This window comes from Pseudomonas sp. PDM31 (assembly GCF_019218965.1).
In the GTDB taxonomy this organism is placed as follows: Bacteria; Pseudomonadota; Gammaproteobacteria; order Pseudomonadales; family Pseudomonadaceae; genus Aquipseudomonas.
Genome location: NZ_JAHUWS010000001.1, coordinates 457,376 through 471,373 on the forward strand (window position 1 = coordinate 457,376; position 13,998 = coordinate 471,373).

A 13,998-nucleotide genomic window follows, 5' to 3' on the forward strand; every position below is an offset into this window, starting at 1 on the left:
GGTCTTACCGAGTAGTCCAAATGTCCGATCGCAGTGTTCGCCTTCAAGCTCTCAAGCACGCCCTCAAAGAGCGCATCCTGATACTCGATGGCGGCATGGGTACGATGATCCAGAGCTACAAGCTCGAGGAACAGGATTACCGTGGCAAACGCTTCGCTGACTGGCCCAGCGATGTCAAAGGCAACAACGACCTGTTGGTGCTGACGCGCCCGGATGTGATTGGCGGCATCGAGAAAGCCTACCTGGATGCCGGCGCTGACATTCTGGAAACCAACACCTTTAACGCCACCCGGATTTCCATGGCCGACTACGGCATGGAAGAACTGGCGTACGAACTGAACGTGGAAGGCGCGCGCCTGGCCCGCAAGGTCGCCGATGCGAAAACCCTCGAGAACCCGGACAAGCCACGCTTCGTCGCCGGCGTCCTGGGCCCGACCAGCCGCACCTGCTCGCTGTCGCCAGACGTGAACAACCCCGGCTATCGCAACGTGACCTTCGATGAACTGGTGGAAAACTACACCGAGGCCACCAAAGGCCTGATTGAAGGTGGCGCCGACCTGATCCTGATCGAAACCATTTTCGACACCCTCAACGCCAAAGCGGCGATCTTCGCCGTGCAAGGTGTGTTCGAGGAACTGGGCGTCGAATTGCCGATCATGATTTCCGGCACCATCACCGATGCTTCCGGTCGCACCCTGTCCGGCCAGACCACCGAAGCCTTCTGGAACTCCGTGGCCCACGCCAAGCCGATTTCTGTCGGCCTGAACTGCGCCCTTGGTGCCAGCGAGTTGCGCCCGTACCTCGAAGAGTTGTCGAACAAGGCCAACACCCACGTATCGGCACACCCGAACGCCGGTCTGCCGAACGAATTCGGCGAATACGACGAACTGCCGGCACAAACCGCCAAGGTCATCGAAGAGTTCGCCCAAAGCGGCTTCCTCAACATCGTCGGCGGTTGCTGCGGTACCACTCCGGGCCACATCGAAGCCATTGCCAAGGCCGTGGCCGGTTATGCACCGCGGGAAATCCCGGACATTCCCAAGGCTTGCCGCCTGTCGGGCCTGGAACCGTTCACCATCGATCGCAACTCGCTGTTCGTCAACGTCGGCGAACGCACCAACATCACTGGTTCCGCCAAATTCGCCCGCCTGATCCGTGAAGACAACTACACCGAAGCCCTGGAAGTCGCGCTGCAGCAGGTCGAGGCCGGCGCCCAGGTGATCGACATCAACATGGACGAAGGGATGCTCGATTCGAAGAAGGCCATGGTGACCTTCCTCAATCTGATTGCCGGCGAACCGGACATCTCTCGCGTGCCGATCATGATCGACTCCTCCAAGTGGGAAGTGATCGAAGCCGGCCTCAAATGCATCCAGGGCAAGGGCATCGTCAACTCGATCAGCATGAAGGAAGGCGTCGAGCAGTTCATTCACCACGCCAAACTGTGCAAGCGCTACGGCGCCGCCGTGGTGGTGATGGCCTTCGACGAAGCCGGCCAGGCCGACACCGAAGCGCGCAAGAAAGAAATCTGCAAGCGCTCCTACGACATTCTGGTCAACGAAGTGGACTTCCCGCCGGAAGACATCATCTTCGACCCGAACATCTTCGCCGTGGCCACCGGCATCGAAGAACACAACAACTACGCCGTCGATTTCATCAATGCCTGTGCCTACATCCGCGATGAACTGCCATACGCGCTGACCTCCGGCGGCGTGTCCAACGTGTCGTTCTCGTTCCGTGGCAACAACCCGGTGCGCGAGGCGATTCACTCGGTGTTCCTGCTGTACGCGATCCGTTCCGGCCTGACCATGGGCATCGTCAACGCCGGTCAACTGGAGATCTACGACCAGATCCCGGCAGAACTGCGCGACGCCGTGGAAGACGTGATTCTCAACCGCACCCCGGAAGGCACCGACGCCCTCCTCGCCATCGCCGACAAGTACAAAGGCGACGGCAGCGTCAAGGAAGCAGAGACCGAAGAGTGGCGCAACTGGGACGTCAACAAGCGGCTGGAGCACGCACTGGTCAAGGGCATCACCACCCACATCGTCGAAGACACCGAAGAATCCCGTCAGTCCTTCGCCCGCCCGATCGAAGTGATCGAAGGCCCGCTGATGTCCGGCATGAACATCGTCGGCGACCTGTTCGGCGCCGGCAAAATGTTCCTGCCGCAGGTGGTCAAGTCCGCCCGGGTGATGAAGCAGGCCGTGGCGCACCTGATCCCGTTCATCGAACTGGAAAAAGGCGACAAGCCAGAAGCCAAGGGCAAGATCCTCATGGCCACCGTCAAGGGCGACGTGCATGACATCGGCAAGAACATCGTCGGCGTCGTGCTCGGTTGCAACGGTTACGACATCGTCGACCTGGGCGTGATGGTGCCGGCGGAAAAGATCCTGCAGGTGGCCAAGGAGCAGAAGTGCGACATCATCGGCCTGTCCGGGCTGATCACGCCGTCCCTGGATGAGATGGTCCACGTCGCCCGGGAAATGCAGCGCCAGGACTTCCACCTGCCGCTGATGATCGGCGGCGCGACCACCTCCAAGGCGCACACGGCGGTGAAGATCGAACCCAAGTACAGCAATGACGCGGTGATCTACGTCACCGACGCCTCCCGCGCCGTCGGCGTGGCAACCCAGTTGCTGTCCAAGGAACTCAAGGCCGGTTTTGTCGAGAAAACCCGCCTGGACTACATCGACGTTCGCGAGCGCACCGCCAACCGCAGTGCCCGCACCGAACGCCTGAGCTATGGCGCGGCCATCGCCAAGAAGCCGCAGTTCGACTGGGCAGGCTACACGCCGGTCAAGCCGACCTTCACTGGCACCCGCGTGCTGGACAACATCGACCTTAACGTTCTGGCCGAGTACATCGACTGGACGCCGTTTTTCATATCCTGGGACCTGGCCGGCAAGTTCCCGCGCATTCTCCAGGACGAAGTGGTCGGTGAAGCCGCCACCTCGTTGTACAACGACGCAAGGGAAATGCTGCGCAAACTGATCGACGAAAAGCTGATCAGCGCCCGTGCGGTGTTCGGCTTCTGGCCGGCCAACCAGGTGCATGACGACGACATCGAACTCTACGGCGATGACGGCAAGCCAATGGCCAAGCTGCATCACCTGCGCCAGCAGATCATCAAGACCGACGGCAAGCCGAACTTCTCCCTGGCCGACTTCGTCGCGCCCAAGGACAGTGAGGTCACCGACTATGTGGGCGGCTTCATCACCACCGCCGGCATCGGCGCCGAAGAAGTGGCCAAGGCTTATCAGGATGCCGGCGACGACTACAACTCGATCATGGTCAAGGCCCTGGCCGACCGCCTGGCCGAGGCCTGCGCCGAGTGGCTGCACCAGCAGGTGCGTAAAGACTATTGGGGTTATGCCAAGGACGAAGCGCTCGACAACGAGGCGCTTATCAAGGAGCAATACAGCGGCATCCGCCCTGCCCCGGGCTACCCGGCGTGCCCCGATCACACCGAGAAGGCCCAGTTGTTCGCCCTGCTCGATCCAGAAGCCGAGGAAATGCGCGCAGGCCGCAGCGGCGTGTTCCTCACCGAACACTATGCGATGTTCCCGGCGGCAGCAGTCAGCGGCTGGTACTTCGCCCACCCGCAGGCGCAATACTTTGCCGTGGGCAAGGTCGACAAGGATCAGGTGCAAAGCTACACGTCGCGTAAAGGCCAGGAGTTGAGCGTGACCGAACGCTGGCTGGCGCCGAACCTGGGCTATGACAACTGATTGATTGCCCGAAACACCCGGGGGGGCCAGACACTGCCCCCCGGGGTCTTCAATCAACGGGATGACAGGTTCACGGCGTGAGCGTGGCGATCTTCGGACCTGATAGTTCGATCAACACCTGCATTTCCTTTTGCTTCATTTCAATGTCCAGCATCACCAAGGCGCTCTTATAGGCCTCATTGAATTGCGGATATTGACCCTCGAGCACCTCCAGCCGTTGGCTGCGCTCTTGTTCCAGTTCGATGAACCGCTCAGGGTTTTCGCTCTTGAGCAGATCCGCCCAATAGGTACGCTGCACCAAAGCCACGATCAAATCCTGTGACTGCTCGGCAGCGATGACCTTGGCATACGCCTCATCAAGCATCTCCCTCGTCACATGCGAGGACTGCTCGTAGCGCATGTTTCTGAACTGCCCCGGCAGGTCCAGCCGATCGGCAAGGCCAATGCGGTACGCCAACTGCACTTCTGCTTCATCGTAATGGAGCTTCAAGCGCTTGCGCAGTTTGATGAAGTCTGCGGCGATCGACTCGATTGTGTCGAGGCGGAACTGGGCCCTGCCAAGCCGGAACAAAACATTGGCCTGGTCCTGCACTGGAGCAGCCTTCAGAATGCCGCACTCGTAGACTTTCACCTCAATATCACTGAACACCAGGGCGTAACCGTCCGGACAGGTGTCAGAAACATTGGCCATTTCAAACAGCACACCCCTGAGGGTTTCATCTTCCTGGGCTGCCCTGAGAACATCCGCGACACGTAAACGCAGCTTGCCGGGTTGTAACTTGTACTCCGGTGTACCCAACAGCTTGTGAAGCATCTTGAAAAAAGCCGGGCTTGCGGGCTCTTGTTTGAAATTGCTCCATATCCCGCTCAGTTCATCAGCTGTGCTGGATGTCGAATCTATCCATTGCTCCCGGGCCACATCCCCTGTCGTGTCGACCACCACTTCTTCGTCACTCGTGTCGTATTCCGATCCGTCAGAAGTGGACTCGCCCTCACCAAACTCGTGCTCATAAGTGCGCAATGCCTGATCAAGACTCTCGGTGGTATAACCCAAGCCATGACCGGTTCGCTCCAGATAACTGCCAATCTCATTCAGCTCATCGTCATCCAGGCTGTTGTCCGTGAGATTGATACCCCTGACCAGCTCGCTCGGGACATCACTCAGAAGTCCCTCGGGCAACGCTTCGATCATGTTTTCGCTCAAATTCAGCGTCCTTAGCAAGGGAAGTTGCAGCGCGCCCTCCGGCCAGACGACCAGATTGTTCTCATGCAGGTCGAGCTCGCGCAGATTCCTCAGGGCCGTGACATTGAGTCCCTCCAGCGCGTTCGACGCCAGATTCAATGACTCCAGGGTGGTCAGGGCTGACACGCGAGCCTGCAAGTCCAGTGTGTTGATCATCTCGTTGCGAGCCGCGCTAAGCCGTTTGAGCTGACGAAAGGAGGTAACCGCCTCCGGCAAATTCAACAGGCCATTGGAATCGATCTCTAGGGTGTGGATATGGCTGAATGCGTCGACCAGTCCCTGCAAACCTTGCTCGCTCAGATAAACCCGGTTGCTTTTCAAAGTGCCAACATGGGCAAAATCACCCGCCAATGGCGGAAAACTTCCCAGCGGCATCGATGAAAAATCAAGGGTGTAGGCCCCGGCCGGATGCTCGCCCGCCGCTGCGCCGCGCAGGTTTTGCCGCCAGCACGTCAGCAGTTGATCGGCGGCCCGGCGCCGTTCCAGCGCCGACACCCAAGTCAAAGTACGCAAGTCCCCGACCTGATAGGGCGGTTGTTCGATCCAGGCGTTGAGGCTCTGAACCAGATTCTGGTGCTGCTGCTCCCAGTCCGCGATTTGCCCATCAACGTCTTCTGCGTTCATACCCTTGCTGGAAAGTGCCTCTATGCGTTGTGTCGCCTCCGACTCCAGTAACTGGGCATCCAGTCGCATCAGCCGTGCCACTGGCGCAATTTGTTGTAGTTCCTGGGCTGTGATCGACGGCACTTCAAGCAATAACGCCGGATTGTGCGACACAAACTCAGGAAAATACTCCGGCTCGCCCCCGGTTCGCCCCTCAAGCAATACCGTTCGCTCGATCCCCATTACCTTGGGAGCGGAAGTACTGGCCAGCAAATCCGTTCGCGCCCGGGGTGTCAGCGCACACCCGCTGACATCGACTACAGTACTGAAACCTTCGGTCAGCGCCTGCTCGGGAATGGTCGTGATCGCCGTACGGCTCAAATCCAATTTGCGCAGCCCCGGCAGATCGAGCGCGCCATTGGGCCATTCTTTGATGCCCGTGCGGCCCAGGCGCAAGGTATGCAGATGGGTCATCGCGGTGACATCCAGCGATTCCACCCGATTGAGCTGCAAGTTCAACTGTTGAAGGGCGGCCAGGCGATTCAAGTCGGCCTGCACCGCCGCCGTGACTGAAAGTTGATTGCGCGCCAGGTTCAACTCTGTCAATCGACCCAATGAGCTCAACCCCTGGGGAATCGTGGACAATTGATTGCCGCTCAGATCCACCGATCGCACCTCGGGAAAGTGCTGCACAAAACCGCTGAGATCTTCAGCCGACACCCGCAGGTCCGACAGACCCAACACCTGCACATGGGTAAAACCGGTGGTCGGCAGCGCCGGCAGCTCAGGCAACGAGCCCAATGGCGAGCCTGCCAGATCAAGGAAAGCCGCGCGAAGCGATTGCGCCTGAGGAGCCCCCCATGAAGTCGACGGCTGAGCGACCTGCGCAGTTTCCCCGCCATAACGTTTGCGCAGACCGGCAAGCCAACAACTTCTGATGTCGGAGCAAATACGCTGCGCATTCAGCACAGAGGCGTTAAAGCGATCGCCAGTGGCGAATGATTGATGCCACCGGGACAGCTGCCGCTCCAGACTCGTCTCCTCCAGGTTCAGTTGTGTGAAACGCTGCACCAACATGCGATTGGACATGCCCTCGGCGAGCAACTCGCGCATGACGCTGGCGGAAAATACCGAATCCTCGGAAAGGATGCGTTGCAAGGTCTTGCGGCAATAGCCGTGCACCATGGCGTCGACGTCAAACACGTGTGCAAGATGACTCGATACGTGCTCGAACGCCCGCATGAACTGCTCGGGTTCCAGCGCCATCCAATTGAGTTTAAGGGCGCGCCAGATATTTTCGTGCCCCGTAAACAACTCCTCCGGCAGCGTTGTAATCGAGGTTTGTTCGATGGACAACGCTTCCAGATCAGGTAAATCCAGCACCCCTTGCGGCCAGCCCATGTCCCCGGCCAGCGTCAGGGAGCGCAAACCGGTCATGGCGCTGACATCCATCCCGTGCACCTTGCCAAGCACGTACAAACGCTCCAGTTGCGGCATTGCACCTATCATTTGTTGCGCGCCATCGGCAAACAACGGTCCGTATCCGTAAATCGCGAGTTCGCGCACTTGTGGCAGGCCGGCAAGAACCTCGGCGACCCGTGCCAGATCGTTGGACTCCGTGTAAGTCAGATCAAGCATTGCGACGTTGGGAAAGGCTTGAGAAATGGCTTCGGGGGTTTGAGTGAGCAACAGGTCGGTATCCATGCACACACGGCGCACATGGGAGAAGTCGGCGGCAAGCGCCGGCAGGCTGTCGACGCCGTTCAACAAAATGATCGTGGAGGCCTCGCCATCGACGATACCCCTGGCTTGCCAGGCTTCCTTAATACTTTGCGCCGCATTCTGCAGATTGCGTGGCTCACCCTGCGCAGTCTCCAGCCAGCGGTCGAGCGTTGTACACAGACCCTCGTACTCACGTGCGCGCAGATTCAACAGGTGAGCAATCTGCGATTCGGTGCGCCCATCCAGTATCAGCCTTTCAATCATTTGCGACGCCTGTTCATCGGAGAAACGCGGATAAACATCACGTACTCTCCCGACCAGGGACTGGTTCACTGACGCGCCCGCACCTCTTCCGCTCAAGGGGTACCCGAACCTTGCGTCGGCCAGTCGCTGCGGCCATTTGAAGCGTTGCCTGGCAGCGTTTGGCACCAGCGTCTCGAGCATTTTCTGGCGATGCTGCGTAGCGTAGGCGGTGAGTGTCTCTTGCAGCGCGACACTCTGCCCGACGTGGGGCAGACCCAGCCCTTCGCGGGTAGCGTCGGGCAGAGCGTGCATGATCGAAGAGAAGAAGTTGTCACCCAGCTCCGGCACACTGTTCAGCGCGTTCTCTTGCTGGTCAAAAGCCTGAAACTGATTGGCTTTTCGATGTTGATAGCCATCCTTGACCAGGTACTTGACCTGCGTTGCCGACGGGCTGCCGATGCTGTCGAGCAAGGTGCCGCCGCAGTCGCCCTGGCGCAGCTCGATGCGCAGGTTCTTTGGCCAGCCAGGCAGATTCTGCAAGGCATGCAGGGCCAAACGCTGGCTGTCGGCCGACGCCATACTCTCCAGTGATAATCCGGCCATGGCCTTGTTCAGGCGAGCCAGACGCGCACGCGCTCGTGCCTTGAGTAACAGACTGCCGGGCAGTCGCGCCGTTTGCTTTAAGTGCAAACGCTCTCTGGTGGTCGCTCGAGAAAGTAGTTCTTGTACCGCGTCATTCGACAAGTCGGGAAAGCTGCGCTGCAAGGCCTTGAGTTCAGCCGTTTGCAGCTTTGTTGCGTTGGCGCCCTTTTCGATGCTGTCAAACATTGAGGTTTTATTGGCCGACAAATGATCGGCCAGCTGCTGTCGAAAAACCGCCTCTCGCTCGGCCTCGACCCGGGCGCCTTCGCCACCGAGCAAAGCGGTGATCTCACTCTCGTCCAGCGAGGAAAGCACCCGGTGCGGCAGCTTCCCGAGAGAAACATCCGCGTTTGAAATCCTGATGGCCGGCCTGGTCGGGATTGACGCTTTGCCATAAGTCAATGAAGCGCGACCCGGGTTTGCCTGATCGAAAATCTCGATGACTCGACCCTGCGGCCAACGCGGCATGTTGACCACGTGCGGCAAAGAAATATTAACGAGAGTGTCTGGCACTGATTCGCCCAGACGCACCCGCTCAATCAGTTCGGTGACTTGGCGGTCGGCTTGAAATTGCGCCAGGACATCAGAGAGCACCGATGGCATTGCCCGGTTATCGGTATGCACCTTGCGCAGTGCATTGTCGTCGATGCCACTGAGCTCTGCGATTTTATCCAGGGTTGCAACGTCAAGTCCGTCGGTTGCGTGGCCCAGGCGCCGTAGCATCATCGCTCGACCCCATTCCAAGGGGCGCTCGAAGCGATGACGCCAGGCGCCCTGACCATTGTGTTCCAGCACCGGGTGATAGGCGTGCGGGTTCTTCGGGTGCTTGAGACGCCACTTGCCCAAGGCCGGATCGAAAATTTTCTCGTATGGATCGCCATCGAGTTTGATGTAGGTCTTGCCGTTCAATTCATACTGCCCCGACGTGTTGGGCCTGAGCCCTTCAGGCAACACCACATCGCTCTTGTAAGGGGCCAGGCTGGGGCGCCACAGTTGCTCATCGCCAAACGGCAACTTGATATTGACCAGCCCATCGACAAATGGGTTTGACAGCACTTTTGGCGCTTTGCTGGCCACCGCGCCCATCGCTGCCATAAACGCCAGGTTCGCAGCGACCGACCCCAGGTAGTTCCAGGCCTGATCGGTATCGCCGATGCTCCAGGCTTCAACCCCATGATAAACATCCGTGGTTAGTTGCACGGCCATCACGGCCATCATCACCTCCCCCAGGCCGGGCACAAAAAATGCGCCCACATTGAGTATGTCGAGCCCCCATTCGGCATAGTGGACCATCCTTGCATGCCAGGCGTCGTGGTCGACCTTGACCGTCGGCACGGCGAGTTGTTCGGCCGTGTCTTTGAGGCGGGTCTGGTGCCGTGTGTACAGCTCGCCGAACGGCTGCGTATCAAAGAACGCCTCACTGATGTCCAGAGCCGGTTCGTCCCGGTAGGCATGTTGGTAGATTCCGTTACTGTGCCCCAGCAGGGTCTCCTGGCGGAGGGGGAAGTCAGGGCTCCATTTGAGCGTTTGCAGCGCCGTACTGATCTTGCTCAGAAACTTCCCCGCATCGCCGTGGGGAATCAACCGGAGGAACGCGCGCTGATAGGCCGCATCGCGCAGCCGGTAGCACAAGTCATTTTCAAATGCCTTGAGCGAGGCGTACTCCATGACCGGCGCCAGCGGATCGCCAGGAATGCACACGATGATTCGCGAATCTTCGTAGGTCAGGACGTCAATCAGGTTTACCCCTGGATTCGTCCAGCTGAGATCGATCTTTTTGTTTTTGCGGCGGCTTGCGCCAATGACAAACAATTCACTGACAGGCGAACCCAGCACGTGCAATTGGCTGCACGTGACGCGCTCACCGTCGAGGGTCGGCGATGCGTCGCCGTTGAGCACTGCCAGCAAAGTGTTATAAGCCGACGAAGTGATCAGCGACTTGAGATGGGCGATATGGGCATGCACGCGCAGGCTGTCCTTCCACGCCTGGATCGTTTGGTCTCGTACGGTAGAAACCCGGTCCGCGGCTTCAAACATCGCCGTCAAGTGATTCTGGTAGCGCTTGCCGATGTCCAGCTCACGGCAGAGGGCGGCGAAATCGGCGGGTTTTATCGAGAGCTTCTTGATCCGGTAACGGGTTGACGGCCCCTTTTGCGGGCGGTTCCAACCATAAGGCCCCTTACCGACCTCCAAATAGGGAACCAGAGCACCCCGCTCTGCAATGACGTCTTCGTCATCGAACGGTTGGCCGTCTGCAAAATTGCGCAGTGCCAACTCCAGCAGTGTCTGGTTGGTGGCGAGATCGTCGCTGAGAATCCTCTGATAGAACCAGGTCTGCGTGACATCCACGGTCAACCCGAACCTTTTTCTCAGCGCTGCCTCGAGCAAAGGTTGCGCGAATTCGGTGACCCCTTTGAGTCCTGTCAGTGTTTGCGCCAACGTCTGGTTGGACGTTCGACTCAACGTCTGACTATCGCGTACGCTTTGGCGCTGTTCGCTGGTCGCTTTCTCAAACCAGTCAGGCATAGCGTTTTCGGCCAGACCTCCCGGCGTTCTGGCCCGATCCAGAGCGCTGATATTTGCCGAGGAGAAATGGCGTATCCGCGAGTGCAGTTTTTTCTTGATGAAATGATTGTGCAGGCCTTTTTCCGTGGCCGATGACGTCCCATTCATTTAGCAATACCTGATGCGATTGGATAAGGCATCAGTCAATCAGCAGGTCCGCGACTCCAGGTGGTATATATCTATGGCGGATGTCACAGCCTGTGATCTTTTTTCCGCGGCTTGTCTATGCTTGCCTGAGTCACGCACACAATGAGGGATATATGGACGATCCAGCCGACAATAAACCGCCAACTTTCTGGCAAATGCTGCACAGCGTCCTGGCGGCCGCCTTTGGGGTACAGAGCGGGAAGAACCGGGCCCGGGACTTCACACACGGAAAACCCAGTCATTTCGTGCTGTTGGGCATACTGTTCACGGCAGTGTTTGCCCTGACGCTCTTTGGCATCGTCAAGCTTGTGCTGTTGCTGGCCGGGGTCTGAAACGGCTCAGCGCATCAGACTCTGCAGGTTGAACGGGTAACGCCCCGGTCGATCCCCCACAGAAGTTTCGACATTCGGCCGTCCGAGCCCCTGGAAAATTCGCTGCGCACTATGGCCAGTGAACATTCCCAGAGCGGTGTTTATTCCGGCTTTTGTCAGCCAATTGTCATCGCCGGGCCCGGACGGGGGTCATTTATTGATGGCTGACCCAGAATACCGCTGTCCCCACGACCAGAATGATCAGAAACAAAATCGCCCAGGCATCGACCGTGCTATCGCTTTTTTGTGCTTTGGTTGGGTTGCTCATTGCATCGCCTCTTGTCGGTTTTATCGGTGATTGCATAAAGACTCGATCACAGTAAAGACGACGATTGCCCTCACCACAAACAAGGGTAATGCAACGACGATATTCATTAGGCGATTTGGTTCTTTACATATTCTTAAACATCACTTTTGCGCATAACTGCAAACTGGTATCTTGCCCCGGCTCCGAAGGGAGTGCGCGGCCGTGCGCGCAGAATTGCAGAGGTTTTATCGGACTCCGGCAAGCACAAAAACGCAGCTGTATCCGAGCGACCCAGCCTGAGAACAGGACTTATATGTACGTATACGACGAATACGATCAGCGAATCATCGAGGACCGCGTCAAGCAGTTCCGTGATCAGACCCGACGCTATCTGGCAGGTGAGCTGAGCGAAGAAGAATTCCGCCCCCTGCGCCTGCAAAATGGCCTGTATATCCAGCGTTTCGCGCCGATGTTGCGGGTTGCCGTGCCTTACGGCCAGCTGACCTCGCGACAGATGCGCATGATGGCCAAAATTGCCCGCGACTACGACAAGGGCTATGCCCACATCAGTACCCGTCAGAACGTGCAGTTCAACTGGCCGGCGGTGGAAGACATTCCAGACATCCTGGCTGAACTGGCCACCGTGCAGATGCATGCAATCCAGACCAGCGGCAACTGCCTGCGCAACGTTACCACCGACCAGTTTGCCGGCGTCGCCGCCGACGAACTGATCGACCCGCGCCCATGGTGCGAGATCGTCCGCCAGTGGACCACCTTCCACCCGGAATTCGCCTACCTGCCGCGCAAGTTCAAGATTGCCGTGAACGGTTCGAGCGCTGACCGCGCCGCCATCGAAGTCCACGACATCGGCCTTGAGCCTGTGCACAACGCCGCCGGCGAACTGGGTTTCCGTGTGCTGGTCGGCGGTGGCCTGGGCCGTACGCCGGTGGTGGGTGCGTTCATCAATGAGTTCCTGCCCTGGGAACACCTGTTGAGCTACCTCGACGCCATCCTGCGGGTCTACAACCGTTATGGCCGTCGCGACAACAAGTACAAGGCGCGGATCAAGATTCTGGTCAAGGCGCTGACGCCTGAAGTCTTCGCCGAGAAAGTCGACGCGGAAATGGAGCACCTGCGCGGTGGCCAGACCACGTTGACCGAAGCCGAAGTCCAGCGCGTCGCCAAACACTTCGTCGACCCGGACTACAAGGCCCTGGACAACCAGACCGCCGCTCTGGCCGAGCTCGACAAGGAACACCCGGGCTTCGCCCGCTGGCGCACGCGCAACACCCTGGCCCACAAGAAGCCGGGTTATGTCGCAGTCACCCTGTCCCTGAAGCCGACCGGCGTTGCACCGGGCGACATCACCGACAAGCAGCTCGACGCCGTGGCCGACCTGGCCGACCGTTACAGCTTCGGTCAACTGCGCACCTCCCACGAGCAGAACATCATCCTGGCCGACGTCGAACAGGACAAGCTGTTTACCCTGTGGGGCGAGTTGCGCGAGAAAGGCTTTGCCACGCCGAACATCGGCCTGCTCACCGACATCATCTGCTGCCCGGGTGGCGACTTCTGCTCCCTGGCCAACGCCAAGTCGATCCCGATCGCCGAATCGATCCAGCGTCGATTCGATGACCTGGACTACCTGTTCGACATCGGTGAACTGGACCTGAACATTTCCGGTTGCATGAACGCCTGTGGTCACCACCACGTCGGCCATATCGGCATTCTCGGCGTGGACAAGAAAGGCGAAGAGTTCTATCAGGTTTCCCTCGGCGGCAGCGCCAGCCGCGACGCCAGCCTGGGCAAGATCCTCGGCCCGTCCTTCGCCCAGGAAGCCATGCCTGACGTGATCGAGAAGCTGATCGATGTGTACATCGAACAACGTACCGAAGACGAGCGCTTCATCGACACCTATCAGCGTATTGGCATCGACCTCTTCAAGGAACGCGTCTATGCAGCGAATCATTAAGAACAACGAAGTCGTCGACGAAACCTGGCACCTGCTGCCCAAGGACTTCAATATCGACGAGATCAGCAACTGCGACGACCTGATCGTGCCGTTGAAGTTGTGGCGCGAACATAGCCGCATGCTCCAGGCCCGCGATGGCGGGCTGGGCGTGTGGCTGGATGCCGATGAAGAAGCCGAGGAAATCGGCGATGACGTGGAGCAATTCAAGGTTATCGCCTTGAACTTCCCGGCATTCACCGATGGTCGCAACTACTCCAATGCCCGCCTGTTGCGTGACCGTTATGGTTTCAAAGGCGAACTGCGGGCCATTGGCGATGTGTTGCGCGACCAGTTGTTCTACATGCATCGCTGCGGTTTCGACGCCTTTGCCGTCCGCCCGGATAAAGATCCGTACGAAGCACTGGAAGGTCTCAAGGATTTCTCCGTGACCTATCAGGCCGCAACCGACGAACCGCTGCCGCTGTTCCGTCGCCGCTGATCAAACGAAGCCTTGACCCGTAACGGGTCAAGGC

Annotated in this window: 5 protein-coding genes; 4 read left to right on the forward strand and 1 reads right to left on the reverse strand. The window is 58.7% G+C overall.

Annotated elements, in window-relative coordinates; translation table 11 throughout:
* Positions 1-20 precede the first annotated feature (20 nt).
* On the forward strand, positions 21-3,731 hold the full coding sequence (gene metH, locus KW839_RS01795) for a methionine synthase (protein ID WP_218423204.1): 3,711 nt from the start codon (positions 21-23) through the stop codon (positions 3,729-3,731).
* Between the two features lie 70 nt (positions 3,732-3,801).
* Here the strand turns inward: metH and KW839_RS01800 are convergent, their stop codons facing one another.
* A complete protein-coding gene (locus KW839_RS01800) occupies positions 3,802-10,857 on the reverse strand; it encodes an NEL-type E3 ubiquitin ligase domain-containing protein (protein WP_218423205.1) in 7,056 nt (2,351 codons plus the stop codon).
* Between the two features lie 152 nt (positions 10,858-11,009).
* On the opposite strand from KW839_RS01800, the gene KW839_RS01805 reads away from it, so the two are divergent.
* The 3 genes from KW839_RS01805 to KW839_RS01815 all read left to right on the forward strand — a co-directional run bounded on the left by KW839_RS01805 (position 11,010) and on the right by KW839_RS01815 (position 13,964).
* Positions 11,010-11,228, forward strand: a complete 219-nt coding sequence (locus tag KW839_RS01805; RefSeq protein WP_060540608.1) for a DUF2970 domain-containing protein — start codon at positions 11,010-11,012, stop codon at positions 11,226-11,228.
* A gap of 599 nt (positions 11,229-11,827) precedes the next feature.
* The gene (locus KW839_RS01810) at positions 11,828-13,486 is read left to right on the forward strand and encodes a nitrite/sulfite reductase (RefSeq protein ID WP_218423206.1); all 1,659 of its coding nucleotides are present in this window, start codon (positions 11,828-11,830) and stop codon (positions 13,484-13,486) included.
* Entirely contained in the window at positions 13,470-13,964 is a 495-nt protein-coding gene (locus KW839_RS01815; protein ID WP_060540606.1) for a DUF934 domain-containing protein, read from the forward strand. The genes KW839_RS01810 and KW839_RS01815 overlap by 17 nt, the downstream gene beginning before the upstream one ends.
* The last annotated feature ends 34 nt before the right edge of the window (positions 13,965-13,998 follow it).

Bases quoted from the DNA above. Each gene is read 5' to 3' on its own strand.
- metH (WP_218423204.1), top strand. From the start codon at position 21: ATGTCCGATCGCAGTGTTCGCCTTCAAGCTCTCAAGCACGCCCTCAAA.
- KW839_RS01800 (WP_218423205.1), bottom strand. From the start codon at position 10,857: ATGAATGGGACGTCATCGGCCACGGAAAAAGGCCTGCACAATCATTTC.
- KW839_RS01805 (WP_060540608.1), top strand. From the start codon at position 11,010: ATGGACGATCCAGCCGACAATAAACCGCCAACTTTCTGGCAAATGCTG.
- KW839_RS01810 (WP_218423206.1), top strand. From the start codon at position 11,828: ATGTACGTATACGACGAATACGATCAGCGAATCATCGAGGACCGCGTC.
- KW839_RS01815 (WP_060540606.1), top strand. From the start codon at position 13,470: ATGCAGCGAATCATTAAGAACAACGAAGTCGTCGACGAAACCTGGCAC.